Annotated in this window: 20 protein-coding genes; 10 read left to right on the forward strand and 10 right to left on the reverse strand. The window is 58.0% G+C overall.

All coding sequences use genetic code 11. The features are described 5' to 3' along the window. Positions 1-189: 189 nt before the first annotated feature. The 3 genes from JEM67_RS11545 to JEM67_RS11555 all read right to left on the reverse strand — a co-directional run bounded on the left by JEM67_RS11545 (position 190) and on the right by JEM67_RS11555 (position 5,491). Positions 190-675 (reverse strand): heme-degrading domain-containing protein, encoded by a 486-nt coding sequence (locus JEM67_RS11545; protein ID WP_013812512.1) that lies wholly within the window; start codon positions 673-675, stop codon positions 190-192. 119 nt (positions 676-794) lie between these two features. After that, positions 795-4,274, reverse strand: a complete 3,480-nt coding sequence (gene mfd, locus JEM67_RS11550) for a transcription-repair coupling factor (protein WP_199638877.1) — start codon at positions 4,272-4,274, stop codon at positions 795-797. A gap of 233 nt (positions 4,275-4,507) precedes the next feature. Continuing rightward, on the reverse strand, positions 4,508-5,491 hold the full coding sequence (locus tag JEM67_RS11555; protein ID WP_199638879.1) for a threo-3-hydroxy-L-aspartate ammonia-lyase: 984 nt from the start codon (positions 5,489-5,491) through the stop codon (positions 4,508-4,510). Between the two features lie 87 nt (positions 5,492-5,578). On the opposite strand from JEM67_RS11555, the gene JEM67_RS11560 reads away from it, so the two are divergent. The 7 genes from JEM67_RS11560 to JEM67_RS11590 all read left to right on the forward strand — a co-directional run bounded on the left by JEM67_RS11560 (position 5,579) and on the right by JEM67_RS11590 (position 12,102). Continuing rightward, the gene (locus tag JEM67_RS11560; RefSeq protein WP_199638881.1) at positions 5,579-6,220 is read left to right on the forward strand and encodes a helix-turn-helix transcriptional regulator; all 642 of its coding nucleotides are present in this window, start codon (positions 5,579-5,581) and stop codon (positions 6,218-6,220) included. 117 nt (positions 6,221-6,337) lie between these two features. Then, a complete protein-coding gene (lolC, locus tag JEM67_RS11565) occupies positions 6,338-7,540 on the forward strand; it encodes a lipoprotein-releasing ABC transporter permease subunit LolC (protein WP_199638883.1) in 1,203 nt (400 codons plus the stop codon). Then, positions 7,533-8,237, forward strand: coding sequence for a lipoprotein-releasing ABC transporter ATP-binding protein LolD (gene lolD / locus JEM67_RS11570; RefSeq protein WP_006324815.1), 705 nt, complete (start codon positions 7,533-7,535; stop codon positions 8,235-8,237). Before lolC ends, lolD begins: the two co-directional genes overlap by 8 nt. Continuing rightward, a complete protein-coding gene (gene lolE, locus JEM67_RS11575) occupies positions 8,237-9,484 on the forward strand; it encodes a lipoprotein-releasing ABC transporter permease subunit LolE (protein WP_199638885.1) in 1,248 nt (415 codons plus the stop codon). The genes lolD and lolE overlap by 1 nt, the downstream gene beginning before the upstream one ends. 55 nt (positions 9,485-9,539) lie before the next feature. Continuing rightward, the gene (gene nagK / locus JEM67_RS11580; protein ID WP_199638887.1) at positions 9,540-10,457 is read left to right on the forward strand and encodes an N-acetylglucosamine kinase; all 918 of its coding nucleotides are present in this window, start codon (positions 9,540-9,542) and stop codon (positions 10,455-10,457) included. Between the two features lie 11 nt (positions 10,458-10,468). Beyond that, entirely contained in the window at positions 10,469-11,305 is an 837-nt protein-coding gene (cobB, locus tag JEM67_RS11585; RefSeq protein ID WP_013812519.1) for a Sir2 family NAD+-dependent deacetylase, read from the forward strand. Positions 11,306-11,388: 83 nt separating this feature from the next. Beyond that, complete coding sequence (locus tag JEM67_RS11590; protein WP_199638889.1) at positions 11,389-12,102, forward strand: MurR/RpiR family transcriptional regulator; 714 nt, start codon at positions 11,389-11,391, stop codon at positions 12,100-12,102. An 18-nt stretch (positions 12,103-12,120) separates the two neighbouring features. On the opposite strand, the gene JEM67_RS11595 is transcribed toward JEM67_RS11590, so the two are convergent. Both JEM67_RS11595 and JEM67_RS11600 read right to left on the reverse strand, forming a co-directional pair. Next, positions 12,121-13,506, reverse strand: coding sequence for a glycoside hydrolase (locus JEM67_RS11595; protein ID WP_199638891.1), 1,386 nt, complete (start codon positions 13,504-13,506; stop codon positions 12,121-12,123). Positions 13,507-13,531: 25 nt separating this feature from the next. Continuing rightward, positions 13,532-15,091: a PTS transporter subunit EIIC gene (locus JEM67_RS11600; RefSeq protein ID WP_199638893.1), complete on the reverse strand. Its 1,560-nt coding sequence runs from the start codon at positions 15,089-15,091 to the stop codon at positions 13,532-13,534. Between the two features lie 361 nt (positions 15,092-15,452). Between JEM67_RS11600 and pepT the strand changes: the two genes are divergently transcribed. Both pepT and JEM67_RS11610 read left to right on the forward strand, forming a co-directional pair. Then, a complete protein-coding gene (pepT, locus tag JEM67_RS11605; RefSeq protein WP_013812523.1) occupies positions 15,453-16,688 on the forward strand; it encodes a peptidase T in 1,236 nt (411 codons plus the stop codon). Between the two features lie 81 nt (positions 16,689-16,769). Next, positions 16,770-17,858, forward strand: coding sequence for a malate/lactate/ureidoglycolate dehydrogenase (locus tag JEM67_RS11610; protein ID WP_199638895.1), 1,089 nt, complete (start codon positions 16,770-16,772; stop codon positions 17,856-17,858). Between the two features lie 46 nt (positions 17,859-17,904). Here the strand turns inward: JEM67_RS11610 and JEM67_RS11615 are convergent, their stop codons facing one another. Together JEM67_RS11615 and JEM67_RS11620 are read right to left on the reverse strand one after the other, a co-directional pair. Beyond that, the gene (locus JEM67_RS11615; protein ID WP_199638897.1) at positions 17,905-18,744 is read right to left on the reverse strand and encodes an MBL fold metallo-hydrolase; all 840 of its coding nucleotides are present in this window, start codon (positions 18,742-18,744) and stop codon (positions 17,905-17,907) included. Further along, entirely contained in the window at positions 18,737-19,282 is a 546-nt protein-coding gene (locus tag JEM67_RS11620) for a sugar ABC transporter (RefSeq protein WP_199638899.1), read from the reverse strand. Before JEM67_RS11620 ends, JEM67_RS11615 begins: the two co-directional genes overlap by 8 nt. A gap of 141 nt (positions 19,283-19,423) precedes the next feature. On the opposite strand from JEM67_RS11620, the gene JEM67_RS11625 reads away from it, so the two are divergent. Then, positions 19,424-20,326: a LysR substrate-binding domain-containing protein gene (locus tag JEM67_RS11625; RefSeq protein WP_199638901.1), complete on the forward strand. Its 903-nt coding sequence runs from the start codon at positions 19,424-19,426 to the stop codon at positions 20,324-20,326. Positions 20,327-20,509: 183 nt separating this feature from the next. Here the strand turns inward: JEM67_RS11625 and JEM67_RS11630 are convergent, their stop codons facing one another. From JEM67_RS11630 to phoP, 3 genes are all read right to left on the reverse strand, one after another. Further along, the gene (locus JEM67_RS11630) at positions 20,510-21,631 is read right to left on the reverse strand and encodes a cupin domain-containing protein (protein ID WP_122288614.1); all 1,122 of its coding nucleotides are present in this window, start codon (positions 21,629-21,631) and stop codon (positions 20,510-20,512) included. Positions 21,632-21,715: 84 nt separating this feature from the next. Continuing rightward, positions 21,716-23,173, reverse strand: a complete 1,458-nt coding sequence (gene phoQ / locus JEM67_RS11635; protein ID WP_041416559.1) for a two-component system sensor histidine kinase PhoQ — start codon at positions 23,171-23,173, stop codon at positions 21,716-21,718. A 5-nt stretch (positions 23,174-23,178) separates the two neighbouring features. Then, entirely contained in the window at positions 23,179-23,850 is a 672-nt protein-coding gene (phoP, locus tag JEM67_RS11640; protein WP_004943295.1) for a two-component system response regulator PhoP, read from the reverse strand. Positions 23,851-24,190 lie beyond the last annotated feature (340 nt).

Here is a 24,190-nt window from a genome sequence, read left to right on the forward strand (position 1 = left end):
GCCAGGTAAGGTCCGTCTCGAATAGCTGATAGACAGACTACGCCAGTTGCGGCGGCGATTCCTAGATATACATCAAACGGACGCAGAAAATCGGAGTTGCGCTATTTTGCTTGGGTGGGGTCAGCGGGAAAAGCAGGCCAGCCGCGGATAAGGCGGCCGACAGGGAGAATATAAAGAGACTTTTACGGCTTAATGCACCGAGGGCAGGGATAAACCGAGAAAATGTGCCAGCGTGCCGACCAGCAGATTATGGTCCTCCAGCTGCGGTGAACCGGAAATGCTTAGGGTGCCGATGCAGCCTATGCCCGCCAGATTGATGGGAAAAGCGCCGCCGTGCACCGAGTAGTCGCGTACGCTCAGGCCATAGCGCTCCTCCAGCGTCGCCTGCCGCTGTTGCAAGCGCAGGCCGATCGCGTAAGAGCTTTTGTGAAAGTGATTGACCACGTTGCGTTTGCGTCGCACCCAGTCGGCGATGTCCGGCGTGGTGCCAGGCATCGCGTAATAGAACAGCGTCTGCCCGGCCAGCTGGATTTCGATGGCGATACTCAGATGCCGTTGCTCTGCGGCGGTCTTCAGCGCCGTGCCCAGCTCCCAGGCGGTCGCATGGTCAAAATGGCTAAAGGTCAGCGTGGCTTCCTGTTCGCTGAGCGCACGCAACTCATCATCAGTATTCATGGCTACCCCCGTTAATCTTGGCTGCGGACAGAGTATCCCGAACTGAAAAAACGGGATAGACAGCTTGGCGATAACTTAGAACCGCAGCCGGGCAATATAGCTGCCGCCGGGGCCGACAGTCAGGCCGCCAACGTGTGCTCGCGGAATGCGGTCAAGAGCTCCTCTGTGAACTTCAGGCGCTTCTGTCGATCGGTCAGGTCCAGCATAAACTTCAGCTTGGTCGGTCCATCCAGGCGATAAATTTGCGGATTGCTTTGCAGCAAGCCGATAAGGTAACCCGGATCGACCCGATTCTTCTCGCCAAATTCGATAAACCCACCGCGCTCGTTCCCCTCTATGCGCTTAATCCCCAGTTTCTGCGCATGTTGGCGCAGCGCCGCGCTTTGCAACAGGTTGCGCGCCGGATCCGGCAGCAGGCCGAAACGGTCAATCAGTTCCACTTTCAGCTCTTCCAGTTCACCGTCGTTTTTCGCGCTGGCGATGCGTTTATAGAACGACAGACGGGTGTTCACGTCCGGGATAAAATCGTCAGGCAGCAGGGCCGGCATGCGCAGCTCCACTTCGGTTTGGTTGCTGGTGAGATCTTCCAGCGACGGCTCGCGGCCGTTTTTCAACGCGTCGACCGCGCTTTCCAGCAGTTCCATGTACAGCGAGAAGCCGACGGTGGTCATCTGGCCGCTTTGATCTTCACCCAGCAGCTCGCCCGCGCCGCGGATTTCCAGGTCATGGGTCGCCAAGGCAAAACCTGCGCCGAGATCTTCGAGCGAAGCGATGGCTTCCAGCCGTTTGTGCGCGTCGGTGCTCATGGCCTTCGGATTCGGCGTCAGCAGATAGGCGTAGGCCTGATGGTGCGAGCGGCCTACGCGGCCACGCAACTGATGCAACTGCGCCAGCCCGAAGCGATCGGCGCGCTCGATGATAATGGTATTGGCGCTGGGAATATCAATGCCGGTTTCGATAATGGTGGTACAGACCAGCACGTTAAAACGCTGGTGGTGGAAATCGTTCATCACCCGCTCCAGATCGCGCTCGCGCATCTGGCCGTGGCCGATGGCGATACGCGCTTCCGGCACCAGCTCAGCCAGTTTCTCCGCGGCCTTCTCGATGTTTTCCACGTCGTTGTACAGGTAGTAAACCTGGCCGCCGCGCAGCACTTCACGCAGGATCGCCTCGCGAATGACCAGGCTGTCGTACTCGCGCACGAAGGTTTTCACCGCCAGACGGCGGGCTGGCGGGGTCGCGATAATCGACAGGTCGCGCATGCCGCTCATCGCCATATTCAGCGTACGCGGGATCGGCGTGGCGGTGAGCGTCAGGATATCCACATCGGCGCGCATCGCCTTGATGCGTTCTTTGTGGCGCACGCCAAAACGGTGTTCTTCATCGACGATCAGCAGCCCCAGATCTTTCCAGCGCAGATCGCTCTGCAACAGTTTGTGGGTACCGATAATAATGTCCACTTTGCCGTCGACGGCGTCGTCCATGATCTGTTGCTGCTCTTTGGCGCTGCGGAAACGCGACATCATCTCGATGCGAATCGGCCAGGTGGCGAAGCGGTCGCGGAAGTTGTCGAAGTGCTGCTGCGCCAACAGCGTAGTGGGCACCAGCACCGCCACCTGCTTGCCGTTTTCCACCGCCAGGAAGGCCGCGCGCATCGCCACTTCGGTTTTGCCGAAGCCGACGTCGCCGCACACCAGCCTGTCCATCGCCAGCGGCTGGCACATGTCGCTCAGCACAGCGTTGATTGCCTGTTCCTGGTCTGGGGTAGTTTCAAACGGGAAGCTCTGGCAGAACAGCTGATACTGTTCGCGGTTGTGTTTGAAGGCGAAACCGGATTTGGCGGCGCGCTGGGCGTAAATATCCAGCAGCTCGGCCGCCACGTCCCGCACCCGCTCCGCGGCTTTTTGCCGTGCGCGCGTCCAGGCGTCACCGCCCAGCTTGTGCAGCGGCGCATTTTCATCTGCGCCACCGGCATAGCGGCTGATCAGGTGCAGCGAAGAGACCGGCACATAAAGTTTGTCTTCACCGGAGTAGGACAAGATCAGGTATTCGGCCTTGATGCCGCCGGCTTCCAGCGTCGTCAGGCCAACGTAACGCCCGACGCCGTGCTCCAGATGCACCACCGGCTGGCCGGGGTGCAGCTCCGCCAGGTTGCGGATCAGGGTATCGGTATTGATGGTGCGGCGATTGTCCTGTCGGCGGCGGCTGACGCGTTCGCCGAGCAGATCGCTTTCGCAGATCAGCGCCCGGTTGCGCATGCCGTCGAGGAAGCCGCGCTCGGAGGCGCCGACCATCATGTAGCGGCCGGCCGGTTCCGCCTGATCGAGATGTTGAATTAACGACGTGCCGAGTTTGATGCGGCCGAGCAGGTCTTGCAGCGTTTCGCGGCGGCCCTCGCTCTCGACCGAGAAAATCACGCTGCCGTCAAAGTTTTCTATAAAGCGGCGCAGTTGGTCCAGCGGCGCTTTATTCTGGGCTTGCACCGCCAGATCCGGCAGCGCGCGATAGTCCAGATTGGTGTTGCCGGCTTTGGCTGGCAGCGCTTCGGTTTTGAGTGCCATGCGCGGCCAGGCTTTCAATTCGCCAAACAGCGCGTCAACCCGCAGCCAGAGGCTGTCCGGTGCCAGCAGCGGGCGCATCGGATCGACGCGGCGGCTTTCGTAACGCTGGTTGACGTCCAGCCAGAAGCGCTCGGCGGCGCTCTCCAGGTTGCCGGTGTTGACGATCAGCGTGTTGGCCGGCAGGTAGCTGAACAGCGACGGCAGCGGCTGGCTGAAGAACAGCGGTTGCCAGTATTCGATGCCGGCCGGCCAAGTGCCTTTGCTCACCTGCTGGTAAATATGTTCGGCGTCGCGGCGCACCTCAAACTGTTCGCGCCACTGGCTGCGGAACAGCTCGATGGCGGTTTTGTCGGTCGGGAATTCATGGGCCGGCAGCAGGTTGATGGCCTCGACTTCGCTCAGCGTGCGCTGGGTGTCGACGTCAAAGATGCGCAGGCTGTCTATTTCATCGTCGAAGAAATCGATGCGGTAAGGCTCTTCGCTGCCCATCGGGTACAGATCGAGCAGCGCGCCGCGGGTGGCGAACTCGCCGTGCTCCATCACCTGATCGACGCTGCGGTAGCCGGCTTGTTCCAGCTGGGCGCGCAGTTTTTCGCGCGACAGGCGCTGACCCTTTTTCATCACCAGCGCGTGGCCGTGCAGGAATTCGTGCGGGCAGACGCGCTGCATCAGGGTATTGACCGGCAGAATGATGACGCCGCGCACCATGGTCGGCAGGTGGTACAGGCTCGACAGACGGGCGGAGATAATTTCCTGGTGCGGCGAGAAACTGTCGTAGGGCAGGGTTTCCCAGTCGGGCAGCGTGGTCACCATTTGATCGGTAAACTGCTGGATTTCGTCGCGCAGTCGCAGGGCGTTCTGCATGTCCGGGGCGATCAGCATCACCGGCCCGTTATGACGTTCGACGATCTCGGCGCACTCCACGGCGCAGGCCGCGCCGGTTAGTTGCCCCAACTGGCGCAAATCGCCTGCGCGATCGGGCAGGGAATAACGGGAGGATGACGATGCAGAACGGTTACGGTTATCGGAGGTGCTCATTAAGGTATCTTTAATCAATGTGTTAAATTTCGCCCTGGCACAAATAACAAAGCGCCTTTACCCGGTAATACTAGCCCACTGGCCAGCAAACTGACATAGGTAAAAGCGCCATATCCGTCGTCTTTCAAGCGGCAACGTCGTTAGAATCATTATGGCTAGGGCGCAGCATGCCGTGCCCCCTATCGGGTTTGGGCGAACGGGGCGCCAGGGGGCGCGGTAACCCACTGAAGGTATTATTCTTGCGCGCCCATAGCGAGGTATTGCGCGATTTTATCCACATCGACGTTGCCGCCGCTGACAATCACCCCGACTTTTTTACCGCGCAAATCCAGCAGCGAATTCATTGCCGCCGCTGCGGCCAGGCACCCGGTTGGTTCGACCACCATTTTCATCCGTTCCATAAAGAAGCGCATTTGCCGACACAACTGCGCGTCGGTGACCGTCAGAATGTCCTCTACGTACTGCTGGATGATCGGGAAGGTGAGTGTGCCCACCTGCTGGGTTTGCGCGCCATCGGCGATGGTTTTCGGCACCGGAATGCGCACCGGCTGCCCGCTGCGAAAAGCCTGCTGCACGTCGTTGCCTGCCTGCGGCTCCACGCCGTACACCCGACAGCCCGGCGACCAGTGGCGGGCTGCTATCGCACTGCCGGAAAGCAGGCCGCCGCCGCCGGTAGACACCAGCAACACGTCCAGCGGGCCGACTTCTTCTATCAGCTCTTTGGTGGCGGTGCCTTGGCCGGCCATCACCTGCGGGTAATCATAGGGGGGGACTATCGCCAGGCCATGCTCTGCGGCCAGCCGCTGGGTAATCTCTTCGCGGTTCTCGCTGTGGCGTTGGTAAATCACCACGTTGGCCCCGTAGCCGCGTGTCGCTGCCAGCTTGGTTTCCGGCGCGTCGTTCGGCATGACTATGGTGACGTTGACGCCCAGCTCCCGCGCCGCCAGCGCCATGGCCTGCGCGTGGTTGCCGGAGGAAAAGGCAATCACTCCGGCCTTGCGCTGCGCCTCGCTCAGTTGCGCGATCGCGTTGTAGGCCCCGCGGAACTTAAAAGCCCCGACGCGCTGGAAGTTCTCGCATTTGAAGAACAGTTTTGCGCCGGTGAGGTTGTCGGCCTGATGCGACGTCATGACCGGCGTACGGATGGCATGCCCGGCCAGAATTTCGGCGGCGGTAGAGATGTCGGCTGCGGTGATACAGTGGGGCGTTGAACTCATGGCGACCTCGCGCTGGTGAAAGGGGGGATTGATTACCCGGAATTTTTAACTTACTCTTTGTAAAGTTTTTGTCAAATGGTTAAGTCAATGAGCGATCTCAGGCAGGAAAATGCGCTGTTACTGCGCGAAGCGGAAAAAATTGTCCAGGCGCTGGGCATGATGTTTGCCCCCAGTTGCGAAGTGGTATTGCACGATCTGACACAACCGGACCATGCTATCGTCGCCATCGCCAATAATCTGTCGAACCGCCGCATTGGTGACGCCGCCAGTGAAATGGGGTTGGAGCGCATTGCCTCGCCGGACTTCCCGGACGTGGTGCAAAACTATGCCAATGCCTTCCCGGACGGACGCCCGGCCAAAAGCACCTCAATCGGCCTGCGTAACAGTGAAGGCGTCTATGTGGCGGCCATCTGCCTGAATCTGGATGTCTCGATCTTCAACAGCGTCACTGCCATCCTGCAGCAATTGACCGCCGTAGTGCAGAGCACACCTCAACCGGTCGCCGAGGGTGTGCGTTCGTTGTCGGACATCGCCTCAGTGATCAACAATTTTGCTGCCTCGTATGCCACCGCGCCGCGCGCACTCTCTTCCGACCAGCGTTTTCAGGTGATCCAGCTGTTGAAGCAGCAGGGCTATCTGCAACTGCGCGGGGCGGCCACCATGGCGGCGGAGGCGTTGGGCATTTCACGGGTGTCGGTTTATAACCTGTTAAAGCGGGATGCCGGGTGACGTGCTGCCGCAAGCGCGATCGACGGAATAAAAGGCGTCTGGGTGGTTCCCTAAACGAGGTATAGCCTTTATTATCCTTGATCACTTTGTTTAAGCTACGGCAACAAAACGGATTTCATGTATCAACCTGTCGCGTTATTCATTGGCCTGCGCTACATGCGCGGGCGAGCCTCAGACCGCTTCGGGCGGTTTGTCTCCTGGCTGTCCACCATCGGCATTACGCTGGGGGTCATGGCGTTGGTCACCGTTTTGTCGGTGATGAACGGTTTTGAAAAAGATCTGGAAAACAACATCCTTGGCCTGATGCCGCAGGCGTTGATCACCAGCCCGCAGGGGTCGATCAATCCCCAGCAGATCCCGGCCTCGATGGCGCAGGGGTTGCAGGGCGTCAGCCGCGTTGCGCCGTTGACTACCGGCGACGTGGTGCTGCAAAGCGCCCGCAGCGTGGCGGTCGGCGTGATGCTCGGGGTGAACCCGGACGAAGCCGATCCGCTGACGCAGTATCTGGTGAACGTCAAACAGCAACAGCTGCAGCCGGGCCAGTACAACATCATCATCGGCGAGCAGCTTGCCGGGCAACTGGGCGTCAAACGCGGCGATCAACTGCGGGTGATGGTACCGAGCGCCAGCCAGTTCACGCCGATGGGCCGTATCCCCAGCCAGCGCCTGTTTACCCTTGTCGGCACTTTCCACGCCAACAGTGAAGTGGACGGCACCCAGATGCTGGTCAATCAGCAAGACGCTTCGCGTCTGATGCGCTATCCGGCCGGTAATATCACCGGCTGGCGTCTGTTCCTGCAACAGCCGCTGACGGTCGATACCCTCAGCCAGCAAAAACTGCCGCAGGGGACGCAATGGAAAGACTGGCGTGAACGCAAGGGGGAACTGTTCCAGGCGGTACGCATGGAGAAAAACATGATGGGGTTGCTGCTCAGCCTGATCGTGGCGGTGGCGGCGTTTAACATCATTACTTCGCTCGGCCTGCTGGTGATGGAGAAGCTGGGCGAAGTCGCCATTCTGCAAACCCAGGGCCTGACGCGCCGACAGGTCATGTCGGTGTTTATGGTGCAGGGCGCCAGCGCCGGCATTATCGGTTCGCTGCTCGGCACGCTGCTGGGCGTGCTACTGGCCACCAACCTGAATAACCTGATGCCGATCCTCGGCGCATTGATTGACGGCGCGTCGCTGCCGGTGGCGGTCGATCCGCTGCAGGTGACGATTATCGCCGTGGCGGCGATGGCGGTATCCCTGTTGTCCACGCTTTACCCTTCATGGCGCGCTGCCGCCGTACAACCCGCTGAGGCTTTACGTTATGAGTAACCATCTTTTGCTGCAGTGCGAAAACCTGTGCAAGACCTATCAGGAAGGCAACCTGCATACCGACGTACTGCGTAATGTCAGCTTTGCCATGCAGCCGGGTGAGATGATGGCGATTGTCGGCAGCTCGGGTTCCGGTAAAAGCACCCTGTTGCACCTGCTGGGCGGGCTGGATTCACCGACCTCCGGCGAAGTGATCTACAAAGGCCAGTCGCTGAATACCCTGTCGTCGGCGGCCAAGGCTGAACTGCGCAACCGCCAGTTGGGCTTTATCTATCAGTTCCACCACCTGTTGCCGGACTTTACCGCGTTGGAAAACGCCGCGATGCCGCTGTTGATCGGCGGCATGAAACCGGCCCAGGCGCAGGACAAGGCGCTGGAAATGCTGACGGCGGTCGGGCTGGAAAAACGCAGCAAACACCGGCCTTCGGAGCTGTCCGGCGGCGAGCGTCAACGCGTGGCGATCGCCCGTGCGTTGGTGAATAACCCGTCACTGGTGCTGGCGGACGAACCGACCGGTAACCTCGACAAGCGCACCGCCGACAGCATCTTTGATCTGCTCGGTGAGCTGAACGTGCGTCAGGGCACCGCCTTCCTGGTGGTGACCCATGATCTGCAACTGGCCAAGCGTCTCAGCCGTCAGCTGGAAATGGCCGACGGCCACCTGCAGGCGCAACTGACCCTGATGGGAGCCGAGTAATGGCGGGTGCGTCACTTTCCTTTTTGACGGCGCTGCGCTTTAGCCGGGGCCGCAAGCGCGGCGGCATGGTGTCGCTGATTTCGGTGATCTCCACCATTGGCATTGCGCTGGGCGTGGCGGTGTTGATCGTCGGGCTGAGCGCGATGAACGGCTTCGAGCGCGAGCTGAAAAACCGTATTTTGGCGGTAGTACCGCACGGTGAGATTGAACCGGTGAAACAACCGTTCAAAGACTGGTCGTCAATCTTGCCGCGGGTGGAAAAGGTGCCGGGTATCCTGGCCGCCGCTCCCTATATCAACTTTACTGGCCTGATGGAAAACGGCGCGCAACTGCGTGCGGTTGGCGTCAAAGGGGTCGATCCGCAACAGGAAAGCCAGCTCAGCGCACTGCCGCAATACGTGCAGGGCGATGCCTGGGCCAATTTCAAAAGCGGTGAACAGCAGGTGATCCTCGGCAAGGGCGTGGCCGATGCGCTGGGCGTGAAGCAGGGCTCTTACGTCACGGTAATGATTCCCAACAGCGATCCGCAAATGAAGCTGTTGCAGCCAAAACGCATCCGTCTGCATGTGACCGGCATTCTGCAACTGAGCGGCCAACTGGACCACAGCCTGGCGATGGTGCCGCTGGCCGATGCCCAGCAGTATCTGGACATGGGCGACAGCGTGACCGGTATCGCGATTAAAGTTAACGACGTGTTTGCCGCCAACAAACTGGTGCGCGACGCGGGCGAAGTCACCAATTCCTACGTCTACATCAAGAGCTGGATCGGCACCTACGGCTACATGTACCGCGATATCCAGATGATCCGCGCCATTATGTATCTGGCGATGGTGCTGGTGATTGGCGTTGCCTGTTTCAACATTGTCTCCACGCTGGTGATGGCGGTGAAGGACAAGAGCGGCGATATCGCCGTGCTGCGCACTTTGGGCGCCAAAGACGGTTTTATCCGCGCCATATTCATCTGGTACGGCCTGCTGGCCGGGCTGGTGGGCAGCGTAAGCGGCGTGGTGGTCGGGGTGATCGCCTCGCTGCAACTGACCAATATCATCAAAGGATTGGAAAAACTGATGGGGCACTCGTTCCTGTCGGGAGATATCTACTTCATCGACTTCCTGCCTTCCGAGCTGCACTGGCTGGACGTGGTGATTGTATTGGCGACCGCATTGGTGCTCAGCCTGTTGGCCAGTTGGTATCCGGCCAGGCGCGCCAGCCGTATCGATCCGGCGCGCGTGTTGAGCGGACAATAACGAGAATCAGGGGTGGCGGAAACGCCGCCCCCTTTTTTTAGCCTGAGGGTGGGTTATGTACTACGGTTTCGATATGGGTGGCACCAAAATTGAGCTGGGCGTGTTTGATGCGGATCTGAATCGCATCTGGCAAAAACGGGTGCCGACGCCGCGTGACGATTACCGGCAATTGCTGACCACGCTGCGTGACCTGACCCTTGAGGCGGATGAGTTCTGCGGCCAGCGGGGCAAAGTGGGTATCGGCATTCCGGGGTTGCCCAATGATGACGGGACGTTGTTCACCTCCAATGTACCGGCGGCGATGGGGCAGCCGCTGCCGCGCGATTTGGCGGCGCTGATTGGTCGCGACGTGCGCGTCGACAACGACGCCAACTGTTTTGCGCTGTCGGAAGCCTGGGACGAAGAGTTCCGTCGTTATCCGACCGTGCTGGGCATTATTCTGGGCACCGGGGTGGGGGGCGGGCTGATCGTGGAGGGCAAAGTGGTGTCCGGGCGCAATTACATCGCCGGCGAATTTGGCCACTTCCGCCTGCCGGTAGATGCGCTCGAGGTACTGGGGCGTGATATACCTCGCGTTGCCTGCGGTTGCGGTCATCAGGGTTGCATCGAAAAGTACATATCGGGCCGCGGTTTTGAGTGGATGTACGCTCACTTTTATCAGCAGCACTTGCCTGCGCAGCAGATCATTGCGCATTATCAGGCAGGCGAGCTGCAGGCGGTGGCTCACGTTGAGCGTTTTATGGACGTCCTGGCAATATGCCTGGGGAATCTGCTGACCATTATCGATCCGCATCTGGTGGTGATCGGCGGCGGGTTATCGAATTTTGAAGCGATCTACCAGGCGTTGCCACAGCGATTGCCGGCGCACTTGCTGCGCGTGGCCAAGCTGCCGCGGATCGAGAAAGCACGCTATGGCGATGCCGGCGGCGTGCGCGGGGCGGCGTTCCTCAATTTGGAAAACAGGGAAAGGTAAGGAGAGAGTTAATGCACACTCGCCATCGGTTGTGTCAGTTTCGTAAGAGCAAGCATGTGCTGCATCAGCGCTTTCGTTCACGTATTTTCCATCGCGACACCATGGCGGCGGCCGAGCTGAAAAAGCCGTTTGTGGTGGTGTTGACCGGGGCCGGGATTTCAGCGGAATCGGGCATCCGCACCTTCCGCGCTGCGGATGGGCTGTGGGAAGAACACCAGGTGGAGGATGTCGCTACGCCGGAAGGCTATAAGCGCGATCCGCAACTGGTGCAGGCGTTTTACAATGCGCGCCGCCAACAGTTGCAAACGCCGGAAATCGCGCCTAATGCCGCGCACCGCGCGCTGGCGGATTTGGAAGCCTGGCTGGGGGATAACTTCCTGCTGGTGACGCAGAATATCGATAACCTGCATGAACGCGCCGGCAGCAAACGGGTGCTGCATATGCACGGCGAATTGCTGAAAGTGCGTTGCACCAGTTCCGGGCAAGTATTTGATTGGCCGGAAGATCTCAGCGTGGACGATCGTTGCCATTGCTGCCAGTTCCCGGCCCCGCTGCGCCCGCACGTGGTGTGGTTCGGCGAAATGCCGCTGGGCATGGACGAAATCTATCAGGCGCTGGCCAAGGCCGACTTCTTTGTCGCTATCGGCACCTCGGGCCATGTTTATCCGGCGGCCGGTTTTGTGCACGAGGCCCGGCTGGGCGGGGCGCATACCATGGAACTGAATCTGGAACCCAGCCAGGTGGAAAGCCAGTTCGATGAAAAACACTATGGCCAGGCCAGTGAAGTGGTGCCGCGCTTTGTGCACAAATTCCTGGTAGGAAAAGTCGAACGGGCCGATCGGCCCTAATCTGCAGTTCAGAGCGTAGCCCGCTGCGCTCTGCTCTTGCCTGCCGAGCGGCCGTTATTTTTACTGAATGGGCAGGGGGCGCGGTGAATTTCAAACAGGTATTCAGCCAGGCGGATCTGAGCAAAACGGATCTCACCATCCTCAACGCTATTTTCGACAACCCGGACGCTTGCATCGATGACGGCATCCGGGCGGTTTCCGTCCGCTGCCACAGCTCGCCCTCGACGCTGGTGCGGCTGGCAAAGAAACTCGGTTTTCGCGGTTATCTGGAACTGGTGTATTTCATCAAGTTCAACCTGGTGATGGCGCCGGCGTCGCAGGGGGAATCGCAACAGGTCGCACCGGCCGATGAAAAGCAGCAGGCGCAATTTCTCGATATGCTCGACAGCGGCAAGATCCTGATCCACGGCAGCGGCTTCTCGCAGTTGGTGGCGCAGTATATGTACAACAAATTCATGACGCTGGGCATCGATAGCTATCTGTCGCTGTGGCCGGATTTCGAGATCCTCGATCAGAAGATGCGTTTCCGTTTTGACATGGTGATTGTGATTTCAAAGTCAGGCAACAGCAATTCGGCACTGAGCTGGAGTGAGGCGGTAAAGCGTAACAACATCCGGCTGGCGGCGTTTTGCGGCGACGGCGACAGCCCGCTGGCGCGGCAGGCAGACATGACCTTTCTTTATGAAGACCGGCAGAAGTACGACCACGATATTTACTACCCCAATCCGTTTTTCGGCCATTGCCTGCTGGGGTTTGAGAACCTGGTCAAGGCCTGGTTTGAACGGCGCATCCCCTGAGGGCATGCGCCGCGTCGCTTAACGCCAGTGCTCGGCATACGGGTGATGGGCCTGAAGATATTCCTCGACCAGGGTTTTCGCCAGCGAATAGGAATTCACCAGCGGGTGCACCATCAGCGCTTTGATGGCCTTTTGGCGATTGCCCTCCAGGATGGCCGCGACCGCCAGGCGTTCGTATTCTTTGACCTGCGCGATCAGGTTCTTCTGGGTATCGGGGATATCGCGCATTTTCACCGGGTGAATGCCCGCGTTGCTCAGTTCGCAGCTGATTTCGATCACGTCCTCCGGGTGCAGGAAATCGAGCGTGTCATTGTTTTGCATCGACACCACCACGCGTTTTTGCTGACCGTTATTCACCGCTTCCAGAATGTCTATCGCCACTCCGGCGTAACCGCCGCTGTCTGGCTGTTCGATAAACTGTTGCAGCGTCAGCATCGCACGTTCTTTCACTTTGCCCTGGCTCGATTCGCGCTGCATATAAGAGTTTTCACGCGTCAGATAGTGGCTGAAATACACGCTGAAGGCCTGATCCAATTGGTGGGGGATGTCCAGTTCGGCAAGGTCCGCCAGCATTTGCCGGTTAATCTGCGCAATCTGTTCGCCACGGGTTTCCCCGGCACCGACGATGGCGGCGATCGCCTGTTCGCGGTAGTAGTAATAATACAGGTACTCGTTGAGCATCAGGTTGTCGGACAGCGCCACCAGCTCCGGCGAGAAATATTTCATGCAGGTATCGCGGTACAGGCGCGGGTCGGCCAGCAATTGCCCTGTGACGTCCTGGCCGTTGACCCGCACGTTGCGAAACCACGACAGGTGGTTCAGCCCAAAACAGTCGACGCTCAACTCGGCCTCGCGGCAACCCAGCAGCGCTGCCAGTTCACGGATAAATTCGCTGGGCGCGTCGCAAATGCCGTACACCTTGAGCTTGAAACCGGATTTGATGATCGCCTCGGTCACCATGCCGGAAGGATTGGTGAAGTTGAACAGCACCGCGTCCGGCGATGCCACCTGTTCGATCAGGCGGCAGTAATCGATGATGGCTGGAATGGAACGCATCGCCATGGCGAAACCGCCCGCGCCGGTGGTTTCCTGCCCCAACACCTGATGGTTGAGCGCGATGCGCTCGTCATGAATGCGGCCTTCCTCGCCGCCGATGCGCAACGTGGTGATGATGTAATCGGCACCGCTCAGTGCCTGGCGGGCATCGCTGCTCAGGCTGAAGGCGATGTCGCTGCGGATGCGCTCGAACACTCCCTGTGCGATAGCGCCGTAAACGGCGAGTTTTTGCCGGTCGGTATCCATAAACACCACTTCGGTCACGCCAATGCGGTGCGCGTTATAGGCGATGGATTTGGCCAGGAACGGCGAACGTACGCCGCCGCCGCCCAGAACGGTTAATTTCATGACATGTCTCCCTATGAATAAAACGTTATAATGCCGCTAAATATTTTTCGACCTGATTCTTTACCTTGCCGACGGTGACGCCATAGATCACCTGGACTTCACTTCTATTTTTCACCACGCCTTTGGCACCGGTGCTTTTTAATGCGGGCTCGTCAATAAGCTGCATGTCCTTTAATTCTACCCGCAGCCGGGTAAAGCAGTTGTCGACGGAAATAATATTGCTCTTGCCGCCGAGGGCGCGAATAATAATGCCGCTTAATTCGTTCGGCAGGTTTTTGCTATTTTGGTAGTCCTGTTTGGAATAGAGTTTGACCTCATCGTCATCCTCACGCCCCGGGGTTTTTAAGTTGAGTTTCAGCACCAGGGTTTTGAACACCAGGTAATACACGGCGAACTGCACCAGACCAATCACCACATACAGTGGCCAGCGTGTGAGAGTGACCGGCAGCGGCAGGTTATACACCAAAAACTCGATCAGGCCGCTGGCGCCCCACGGGCGTACTTCGAACAGATTGCACGCCACCTGCGACAGCGCGGTCAGCACCGCGTGGATCACCCACAGCAGCGGTGAAATGAACAGAAAGGTGAACTCTATCGGTTCGGTAATGCCTACCAGAATAGAGGTGGTGATGGCCGGGATCAGTATGGCTTTGGCCAGCATTTTCTTCTCGGGCCGGGCGGTGCGGTAGAAGGCCAGCGCCGCGCCGGACAGACCGAAGATGGTCACCATGCCCTGTTGCGAAAAGCGCAACGCTTCGTTCATCAGCGGAGAGATGCCGGGGTCGCGCATATAGGCGAGGAAAATCGCCTGTGAACCGGACACCGTGTGGCCGTCCTGGACTATCGAACCCCCGATGCTGGTGAGCTGAAACGGCGACCAGATAAAGTGATGCAGCCCGGTGGGGATCAGGAATTTCTCGAAGAAACCGTAGACGAACACGCCGAGCGAATCGGAACTTTTCATAAAGCCGGTCAGGGCGATCAGGCCGTGTGAAATGGCCGGCCACAGGTAGCTGAAGCCGACGGCGTAGAGCATAATCACCGGCGTCATGGCGATCAGCACCAGTTTGGAACCGCCGTAGACCGAGAACACGCCGTTTAGCTCTACGTTGCACAGTTTGTTGTGCACCCAGGCGATGGTGATGCCGAGGATCAAGCCGAGGAAAATGCCCATATCCACCACGGTAAAGCCCAGTAGCTCGGTTTGTCCGGTGCCGTAATATTCCCCGTTAATTTTCTGCGCGACGTGGCCGCTCAACTGCAAATAAGATGCGTTGGCACCGAGGAACATAATAAAGCACATCACGGCAACCAGCGCCGCTTCGCTTTTTTTATCCTTTGCCAGGCCGTAGGTGATGCCAATACAAAAAATGAGCCCGAGGTTGCCAAACAACGGCCAAAAGGTATCCCCGATCATTTTGCCAATATGAAATACGCCGGAGTTTTCATTCACCAGCGTGGCGTTGGTAAGAATAGAACTTAATGCCAGGATCAAGCCAATCACCGGCAGAAAAAATATCGGCCCCATCATGGCTTTTGAGAAAGTCTGCAGCTTGCTTAAGATATTATCAATAATACCTTTCATGGCAGTTCCTTTTTTATATTTTAGTGGATAACGACGTTGCTGATAAAACTCCCCGGTGTGGCGAAAATAAAAGCATAAGAACGTGGTAATCTTTGCCTTGAATTAGTTATAGGTGGAATAATTTGGCGTTGCAATCGGTTGCCCGAAAAAGGTACCTGTGGTCAGCGGCTGACAACAGGTACCCGGCGTGAAGGGGATCACATCAGGGCGCCGGTGGCCTCCAGGCTGGAGACCGCCGGTGAGATTGCACACATCTCGGGAATTAATGATTTCCGTTAATTCTGGTTAAAAATGACCTGTCTCAATATTTGATCCGGATCGGTTCCGCATAATGAAATGCGATATTCTGAGGACGGATGCCATGAATAAACTACTTGATCGCTTTTTTAACTACGTCTCTTTCGACACGCAATCTAAAGCGAACGTCAAACATGTGCCGAGTACCGACGGGCAACTGAAGCTGGCGCGTGCGTTGCAACAGGAAATGATTGAACTGGGGTTTGAACGGGTGTCGCTCAGCGAGCACGGCTGTGTGATGGGGACTTTACCAGGCAACGTTGCCTGGCCGGTGCCGGCCATTGGATTTATTTCTCATCTGGATACTTCACCGGACTTCACCGGTAAGCACGTTAATCCGCAGATTGTCGAAAATTACCGCGGCGGCGATATTGCCCTGGGCATCGGCGATGAAGTGCTGTCGCCGGTGATGTTCCCGATCCTGCACCAAATGCTGGGGCAGACGCTGATCACCGCGGAGGGCAAAACGCTGCTCGGCGCCGATGACAAAGCGGGCATTGCCGAAATACTGACCGCCATGGTGCGCTTGCAACAGAGCAACATTCCGCACGGCGATATACGCGTGGCCTTTACCCCGGACGAAGAGGTGGGTAAAGGGGCACAGCTGTTTGACGTAGAAGAGTTCAACGCCGAGTGGGCTTATACCGTCGACGGTGGCGGCGTCGGGGAGCTGGAATGCGAAAATTTCAATGCGGCCTCGGTGACCATTAAAATTGTCGGCAACAACGTTCATCCCGGCAGCGCCAAAGGAGTTATGGTTAACGCGTTGTCGCTGGCGACCCGGATTCAGCAGACGTTACCGGCGGATGAAACCCCGGAAACCACCGCTGGCTATCAGGGGTTCTACCACCTCAGCAGCATCAAGGGGAGCGTTGAACGTGCCGAAATGCACTATATCCTGCGTGATTTCGAGCGCGAAGGTTTTGAAGCGCGCAAACGTCGGATGATTGAAGTGGCGCGCCAGGTGGGCAAAGGCCTGCCGCGCGATTGCTACATCGAAGTGACGATCGAAGACAGTTATTACAACATGCGCGAGCATGTGGCTGAGCATCCGCATGTGATCGCGTTGGCGCAGCAGGCGATGCGTGATTGTGACATCGAACCGATAATGAAACCGATTCGCGGCGGCACCGACGGGGCGCAGTTGTCGTTTCGTGGCCTGCCATGCCCGAACTTGTTTACCGGCGGCTATAACTTTCACGGCAAGCACGAGTTCATCTCTCTTGAGGGCATGGAGCAGGCGGTAGCGGTCATCATGCGTATCGCGGCGCTGACGGCCGAGCGCGCCAGAGAGCGTTGATTGTCGTTGTCATCATTGCTTGCCGCAACAACGATTTGCTCCTAGTGTTTGTGAACATCTTTCAGCGCAAGGACCTGCATTATGAGCACCGAACACCGTATCGACAGCCAAAGCCTTGAACAATTTGTACAGGCCATTTGGCGCCATGCCGGCAGCATGGATCGGGAGGCCACGCTGGTGGCGGAGCATTTGGTGCAGGCCAATCTGGCCGGGCATGATTCGCATGGCGTCGGCATGATCCCAAGCTATATGGCGTCGCTGGCGGAAGGGCAGTTGCAGCTTAACGTTCATGCCCAGGTGGTGCGTGATGCCGGCGCGGTGCTGACGATTGACGGTGGCCAGGGATTCGGCCAGGTGGTGGCCAGTGAAGCGATGGACAAGGGGATCGAGCGCGCCCGTCAGTTGGGGTTGGCGGCGGTGGCTTTACATAACTCTCACCATATCGGCCGCATCGGCCACTGGGCCGAGCAGTGCGCGCGCGCCGGTTTTATCTCCATTCATTTCGTCAACGTGGTGGGTGATCCTATGGTGGCACCGTTCGGCGGCAGCGATCGCCGCTTTGGCACCAACCCGTTTTGCGTGATTTTCCCGCGTGAGGGTAAAAAACCGCTACTGCTGGACTTCGCCACCAGCGGCATCGCCTACGGCAAAACGCGCGTAGCCTACAACAAAGGCCTGAGCGTGGCACCGGGCTACCTGATTGATCAACAAGGCCGGCCGACCACGGAACCCAGTGTGATGCACGAACAACCTTTCGGATCGCTGCTGCCGTTCGGCGCCCATAAAGGCTATGCGTTGGCTACCCTGTGCGAAATTCTTGGTGGTGCGCTCTCCGGCGGTCGCACGACTCATGACGCCACGCTGAAATCCGACAGCAGCGCCATTTTCAACTGCATGACCACCATCATCCTCAACCCGGAAGCCTTTGAAGCGCCCGAGATGCAGACCGAGGCCGAGGCCTTTATCGACTGGGTCAAGGCTTCGCCGCCAAGCGACGGCAAGCCGATTGAGGTACCGGGCGAATGGGAAGACGCAAACCGTGAGGCGCGGTTGCAGCGGGGGATCCCGATAGACGACAACACCTGGCGGCAGATTTGTGCGGCAGCGAAACAGGTCGACATGCCGGAAAACGAGCTGGACGGCTACCGGGCGCAGGCGTTGCCGGTATAAAAATGGCCCGCGACCGTGCACAGGCGGGCAGAGGAAGGGATGACGCTCAAGATTCGTAAGCTATTTTGTAGCTCTTGCCTGTCCGCTCGATACGTGCAAAGCCGAGCTCCCCCAGGTGCATGCCGGCGATAAGCGTTTTGTCCGAGCTGACGGCATCCAACAGCTTTGATCGTGTGTCGGCGGAAACCAGCGGATCCTGGTCAAATGCAATGGATACGTCGGGACGAGCAATCTGGATATGGGGGAAATGAACGATATCCCCCCAAATCAACAGACTGCTGCTATCGGATTCGAGCCGATAACCGGAATGCCCTGCGGTATGCCCCAGAAGGGGGATCGCACTGATGCCAGGGAGAACTTCATTATCCGTAAATGTGTGAATCCTCTCCCGATATTTATCGAACACTTTCCGTGCAAACAGAAAATTTCCGCGAGCACGCTCACTCGCCCGGCTGAGGTTGCTGTCGTCCTCCCAGAAAGAGACCTCATGCTGGTGGACCACTAACGCTGCATCGGAAAAGGCGGCTTCCCCTGACGGATCCACCAGCCCCCCGACATGGTCGGGATGCGCATGAGTCAGAAGGATCGTGTCAATGTCGCAGGGTTGTACGCCGGCAAGTGCAAGATTCGCTTTCAGCTTGCCGCCCCATTGCTTAAATCCCCCAGCCCCCGCGTCAATCAAGATCGTGCGGCCACGGCCCCGAACCAAGTAACAATTGATATGTAGAGAAGAGGGATCCTTCACACCTGCGTCTTGTTGCAATTTTGACGCATCCCTTAGATCGATATTGGAGAGCGAATCGAGACCCGTGGAAAGGTAACCGTCACTGATGGCCGTGATCGAAAATGCCCCAATCTGCCGGCTTGGAAATGTCATGTTATTCATCACCGTATTCCTCACTAATACTGCCTTTCGTCAGTTGATTCGTCATTGGCACATAGCGGTGGACGCCCTTCGGAAGCGGTTCCAAGCCCAGGTCAATGGCGCGCTCCAGCTTCGCCAACCACCGAACTTCAGGGAATCGCTCCAGGGCGACAGCCTGCATCCGATAAGGCGTGAGGCCCATTTCGACGAGCGGCTCTGGGCCGACTGCACTCGTCACCAGATGTTCGTGTTCACCGAGGGTCGGGGCACGATCAAGCTCACCATAAAGATTGCGGTGCCAGTCGGTGATGTGCTGTTGCCAGCGCGCGAAATTGCCGCCGCCTTTCTGACGATACTCATCTCCCTGGAGCACATCGAGACTGTCGATCGAATGAAGGGCGAGGTAGGCAGGGCAACCGGCGCTCAACGCCTTGAAACGCTGCGAGGTATGGAACCCGCTCACCGAAATGAGCGCGGGCAGTTTTTCCTGGCTATAAAACTTATTCCACTCTGCTTCACTGGCGGGATCGGCAAAGCTGCATTCGACTGTATAAATCATTAGATCCCTCTCGACCGGAGGCCTTATTGACGTTAAATCATGGTATGGCGCTAAAGGCAGCGAATAAATCGATTTTTCGGTATGCTTCAGTGACAGAAAATCAAGGTGGGCCAGCCACTGGGGCCCCAATCAGGAACGCTTATGCGCCGGAAGATCCCTAGCAATACTTCATTGATGGCATTCGAGGCTGCTGCTCGTCATGGCAGCTTCGCTCGCGCGGCGAACGAACTGTCTCTAACCGAAGGCGCTATCAGCCGTCAGATTGGTCGCCTGGAAGCCTTCCTGGGTGTCACGCTGTTCGAGCGAATCGGAAATCGCGTCCGGCTCCTGCCGAACGGGGCACGCTATGCGACCCAAATCCGTGAGTTGCTCGACCGCCTGGATCGAGACAGCCAGTACCTGACAGGACAGCCGAGCGATGGCGCAAGCCTGGACATTGCTGTCATCCCGACTTTCGCGATGCGATGGCTCATTCCTCGCTTGTCACGCTTTCGGCAGCAGCATCCGCACATCACTGTGCATCTCTCCGAACGCATGGAACCCTTTGTCCTGGCCGGGAGCGGATTCGATGCTGCAATCCATTTCGAGCACCCGGCCTGGACGGGAATGCGGACTCACCCTCTGTTGGATGAGGTGCTGGTGCCGGTTTGTCATCCTGACATTCTGACAGGAGGCGAGGGGACAAGCGCACTGGATAACCTGCCGCGTCTGCACCGTCGACAGAACCCCGAGGCTTGGCAACGCTACTCTCAGGAGACGGGGATCCCTTTGACTCATCCTGCGATGGGGGCACGCTACGATCTTCATGCCATGTTGATCGAAGCGGCATTGGCCGGCCTTGGTGTTGCGCTGGTGCCGCGCCTCTATGTTGATACCGACCTTGCGCGCGGAAGGCTGGTCGCGCCGTGGCCCGAGGGGAAAACGATCGCCAAAACCTTCTGTCTCGTTCTCCCTGAATCGATCGGATTAAGCAGCGAGCCCATACAAGCGTTTGCTCAATGGATACTGGACGAAGCCAAGAAAGGGACGAGGGTTGAGTCGTAGGAAATGTTTCTCCTCTCTTTATTAGCTTATTAGCTCGAATTCAGGAAAACACCGGCATAGGTTTATGCTATTAATCTTTTGATAAGCATTGTGTATTTCCCCTCGACGTAGTTCGGTGTTGGAGGCGTGATGAAAAAAAAGCCACCTGCCGAAGCGGGTGGCTCTATCCGACAATTATCGGGTTCAGTCGTTGAAGTACCAGTAACCGCTGTTGATCAGCGCGGTGAGTGTGGCCAGGAACGACGGATCGTCGATGGCGTCGCCCAGCATGGCGGCGTTAACGCTGAAGTGCTGACACAGCGCATCGGCGGCTTGCAGATGTTCGGTATCAATCAGCTCGCCATTCACAAAGCACCGGTCGCCAACGCGCAGCACGCGCAGGCCACCCAGGCGTTGCAAGGGTTCACCCTGTTGCAGCAGCTCGTAGATTTCTCCGGCCTGATACGGCGGCTCCGGCGGCGCTGCGTCCAGCTCGTGGCGAGTCTGAGAAATAAACTCACCGAACCAGTGCTGGAAGTGTTCCGGTTGCTGAACCAGATCCAACATCATTTGACGCAGAGCGTCGACTTCCTGCGGCAAGATCTGCGCCGGTTGGTCGCGCAACTGAATGTCCGGATCGCTGTAACGTTGGCTGCCCAGTTCGCGTGCCAGCACGTAATCGGCAAAGCCGCTGATCAACTCGCGGCCGTTCGGTGCGCGGAAGCCCACCGAGTAATTCAGCGCATTTTCCAGCGCGTAGCCTTCATGCGGGAAGCCCGGCGGGATATACAGAATGTCGCCCGGCTCCATTTCTTCGTCGATAATGGCGTCGAAAGGCTCAACCTGCAGCAGATCCGGATGCGGGCAGTGCTGCTTCATCGGCACCTTCTCGCCTACGCGCCAGCGGCGTCGGCCGGTGCCCTGAATGATAAAAACGTCGTACTGATCGAGGTGCGGGCCAACGCCGCCGCCCGGGACCGAGAACGAAATCATCAGGTCGTCCATCCGCCAGTCCGGCAGTTGGCGGAACGGACGCATCAGCGCGCTGGAAGGCTCATGCCAGTGGTCCACCGCCTGTACCAGCAGCGACCAGTTGTTCTCGCTCAGGTGGTCAAAGCTCTCGAAGGGACCGTGCGCAACCTGCCAGCGGCCGTCCTGGTGGCTGACCAGACGGCTGTCCACTTCGTTTTCCATCGCCAACCCGGCCAGCTCATCCGGGGAGATTGGATCGATAAAGTTTTTGAAGCCGCGCTTCAGAATTACCGGACGCTTTTGCCAGTAACGTTGCAAAAAGTCGTTCCAGTCCAGATCTAATTGATAATCCATGTTCTATTCCAGCAGAAAGGAGTGAGCCTGAGTGCGATTATAACGGAAGTTTGGCCCCGAGGATCGGGGCCGGAACGACAGAATTTATTCGTGATGATGGGAATCGTGCTGACGGGCGAAGGTGACCTGCATGCGCGCGCCGCCAAGCGGGCTGTCGCTGATGGTGATGGTGCCATCATACTGCTCGATAATCTCCGTCGCGACGGATAACCCTAACCCCTGGCCGGGGCGCAGGGTGTCTACGCGCTGACCACGTTGGAAGATCAATTCGCGTTTGCTTTCCGGGATGCCCGGCCCGTCGTCGTCGATCACGATGGTGAGGTTTTTATCGGAGTGGAGTGAGGTAATTTCAACGAACTCCAGGCAGTATTTGCAGGCGTTTTCCAACACGTTGCCCATCACTTCCATAAAGTCGTTCTTTTCGCCCATAAAGGTCACTTCCGGCGAAATATCCAGCGTGATCACCACGCCTTTACGCTGATACACCTTGTTGAGCGCTACGGTGAGGCTGTCCAACAGCGCGGGCACGGAGTGGATCTCACGGGTCAGCACCGTTTGCCCCGAACTGATGCTGGCGCGATGCAGGTAGTAGCCAATCTGCTGCGAAATGCGGCTGATTTGGTCCAGCATGATCGGTTCGACCTCTTCGATAGTGGTCTGCTTGCCGGTGCGCAACGACCGCAGCGTGGTTTGCAGCACCGCCAGCGGCGTTTTCAGGCTGTGGGTCAGGTCGGACAGTGTGGTGCGGTACTTGGTGTAACGCTGGCGCTCATTGCGCAGCAAAATATTCAGATTGCGCACCAGCCCGCGCAGCTCGCTGGGGGGATTTTCGTCGAGCTGCTCGCGTTCACCGTTCTCCAGCTCGCCCACCTGATTCACCAGCGCCTTGATCGGGCGCAGGCTCCAGTAAGCCGCCAGCCACAACAGCGGCACCACCAGCAGCAGGTTGGCCAGCAGCACATAGCTGAACCATTCCCAGACCACGTCCGAACGCTGCAGCTCCTGCGGAATGGTGTCGACCACCACTATGGTCAGCGCGGGCAGCCGCGAGGTTGCCGCGTAGGTGTTGACCGCCACTGAGTGGGTCAGCGCGTTTTGGTCGTTGTCGTCATAGTTTTTCAGCTGATCCTGGGCTTTGGGGTTGTTGCCCAGCACTTCGCTACTGATGCGGGTATCGGTATCGATTTCGTAGAAGTCGGATTTCTCCAGCCACTCTTTGTTGATGCGCTTTTCCAGCTCCGGCAGCTTGCGCTGGCTCCACAGCAGATTGCCCTTGTCGTCGTAAATAAACACCAGGGTAGGGAAGTTGAGATCGATATCGGGAGGAATGGCGATGGTGAGCTTGTTGTCTTTCCACTGAGCCAGGCTGAAGAACAGGTTGCTTTCACCCCGCAGCAGGCGGAAGGCGGTCTTGTCGAAGCTGACGATATAACCGACTACCGCAACCAGGCCGTAAGACAGCGACAGCGCCAGGATCACCCCGGCGGTCGCCATCAAAAAGCGTGCGCGCAGTGAAAAAGGTTTTTTATCTTTGTTGAACATCATGTTCACTTCGCATCAAAACGATAGCCCTGGCCACGAACCGTGGTGATCACTTCCTGCGGGTATTCAGCCTGCAATTTTTTGCGCAGGCGGCCCATCAATACGTCGATAGTGTGGCTCTCGCGCAGTTCTGCATCCGGATACAGCTGCAGCATCAGCGAGTCTTTACTGACTACTTTGCCGGCGTTACGGATCAAGGTTTCGATGATGGTGTATTCAAATGCGGTCAGTTTGATTTGCTGTTCGCCAACGCTCAACTCGCGGCGCGACAGATCGATCTGGAACGGCGGCAAGACGATCACCTGGGATGCCAGGCCGCTGTTGCGGCGCATCAACGCCTGCATGCGGGCGATCACTTCCTCTAGGTGGAACGGTTTGGTGACATAGTCGTCGGCACCGGCTTCCAGCACCGCCACTTTGTCCTGCCAGCTTTCGCGCGCGGTCAGCACCAAAATGGGCAGCTTCATCTGGTGAGCACGCCAGCGGCGGATCAGGCTCAGGCCATCTTCGCCCGGCAGGCCGAGATCGACAATTGCGATGTCCGGCGCATGTTCCTGCAGGAAATAGTCGGCTTCCTTGGCATCTTCCGCAGCATCGACCTGATGGCCCATCTCGCGCATCTGTACGGAAAGGTGGTGGCGCAGCAAACCGTTATCTTCAACAACCAATACTCGCATGGCGGACTCCTGTGACTATGCGGGTGAACATCCTGTCACCCCGCTATAAAGGTAACACGCTCTTCAGCGTGTGAGGGATAGCGTGCGGCTACCTTACCCATTGATCGTGAATGTTGACGTTATGGTAGGTAGAACCCGCTGTTACCGCAAGAGACGCAGAGCGTTGGCGGGAAATAAGCGCTATCGATTTTATGTTCGCCGTCATTATCGGCAACGGCTAATAAACGCCGGATAAACAATGGCGGAGCAAAGTTAAACCAAACTTAAACCGTCGGGTGTTGAAGGATTGGCCTAAGGCGCAGGTTACTGCGGGATGAAAAGTGACGGGCGCATAGGCTGC

This window comes from Serratia sp. PAMC26656 (assembly GCF_016469055.2).
Classification (GTDB): Bacteria; Pseudomonadota; Gammaproteobacteria; order Enterobacterales; family Enterobacteriaceae; genus Serratia; species Serratia plymuthica.

Bases quoted from the DNA above. Each gene is read 5' to 3' on its own strand.
- JEM67_RS11545 (WP_013812512.1), bottom strand. From the start codon at position 675: ATGAATACTGATGATGAGTTGCGTGCGCTCAGCGAACAGGAAGCCACG.
- mfd (WP_199638877.1), bottom strand. From the start codon at position 4,274: ATGAGCACCTCCGATAACCGTAACCGTTCTGCATCGTCATCCTCCCGT.
- JEM67_RS11555 (WP_199638879.1), bottom strand. From the start codon at position 5,491: ATGAGTTCAACGCCCCACTGTATCACCGCAGCCGACATCTCTACCGCC.
- JEM67_RS11560 (WP_199638881.1), top strand. From the start codon at position 5,579: ATGAGCGATCTCAGGCAGGAAAATGCGCTGTTACTGCGCGAAGCGGAA.
- lolC (WP_199638883.1), top strand. From the start codon at position 6,338: ATGTATCAACCTGTCGCGTTATTCATTGGCCTGCGCTACATGCGCGGG.
- lolD (WP_006324815.1), top strand. From the start codon at position 7,533: ATGAGTAACCATCTTTTGCTGCAGTGCGAAAACCTGTGCAAGACCTAT.
- lolE (WP_199638885.1), top strand. From the start codon at position 8,237: ATGGCGGGTGCGTCACTTTCCTTTTTGACGGCGCTGCGCTTTAGCCGG.
- nagK (WP_199638887.1), top strand. From the start codon at position 9,540: ATGTACTACGGTTTCGATATGGGTGGCACCAAAATTGAGCTGGGCGTG.
- cobB (WP_013812519.1), top strand. From the start codon at position 10,469: ATGCACACTCGCCATCGGTTGTGTCAGTTTCGTAAGAGCAAGCATGTG.
- JEM67_RS11595 (WP_199638891.1), bottom strand. From the start codon at position 13,506: ATGAAATTAACCGTTCTGGGCGGCGGCGGCGTACGTTCGCCGTTCCTG.
- JEM67_RS11600 (WP_199638893.1), bottom strand. From the start codon at position 15,091: ATGAAAGGTATTATTGATAATATCTTAAGCAAGCTGCAGACTTTCTCA.
- pepT (WP_013812523.1), top strand. From the start codon at position 15,453: ATGAATAAACTACTTGATCGCTTTTTTAACTACGTCTCTTTCGACACG.
- JEM67_RS11610 (WP_199638895.1), top strand. From the start codon at position 16,770: ATGAGCACCGAACACCGTATCGACAGCCAAAGCCTTGAACAATTTGTA.
- JEM67_RS11615 (WP_199638897.1), bottom strand. From the start codon at position 18,744: ATGAATAACATGACATTTCCAAGCCGGCAGATTGGGGCATTTTCGATC.
- JEM67_RS11620 (WP_199638899.1), bottom strand. From the start codon at position 19,282: ATGATTTATACAGTCGAATGCAGCTTTGCCGATCCCGCCAGTGAAGCA.
- JEM67_RS11625 (WP_199638901.1), top strand. From the start codon at position 19,424: ATGCGCCGGAAGATCCCTAGCAATACTTCATTGATGGCATTCGAGGCT.
- JEM67_RS11630 (WP_122288614.1), bottom strand. From the start codon at position 21,631: ATGGATTATCAATTAGATCTGGACTGGAACGACTTTTTGCAACGTTAC.
- phoQ (WP_041416559.1), bottom strand. From the start codon at position 23,173: ATGTTCAACAAAGATAAAAAACCTTTTTCACTGCGCGCACGCTTTTTG.
- phoP (WP_004943295.1), bottom strand. From the start codon at position 23,850: ATGCGAGTATTGGTTGTTGAAGATAACGGTTTGCTGCGCCACCACCTT.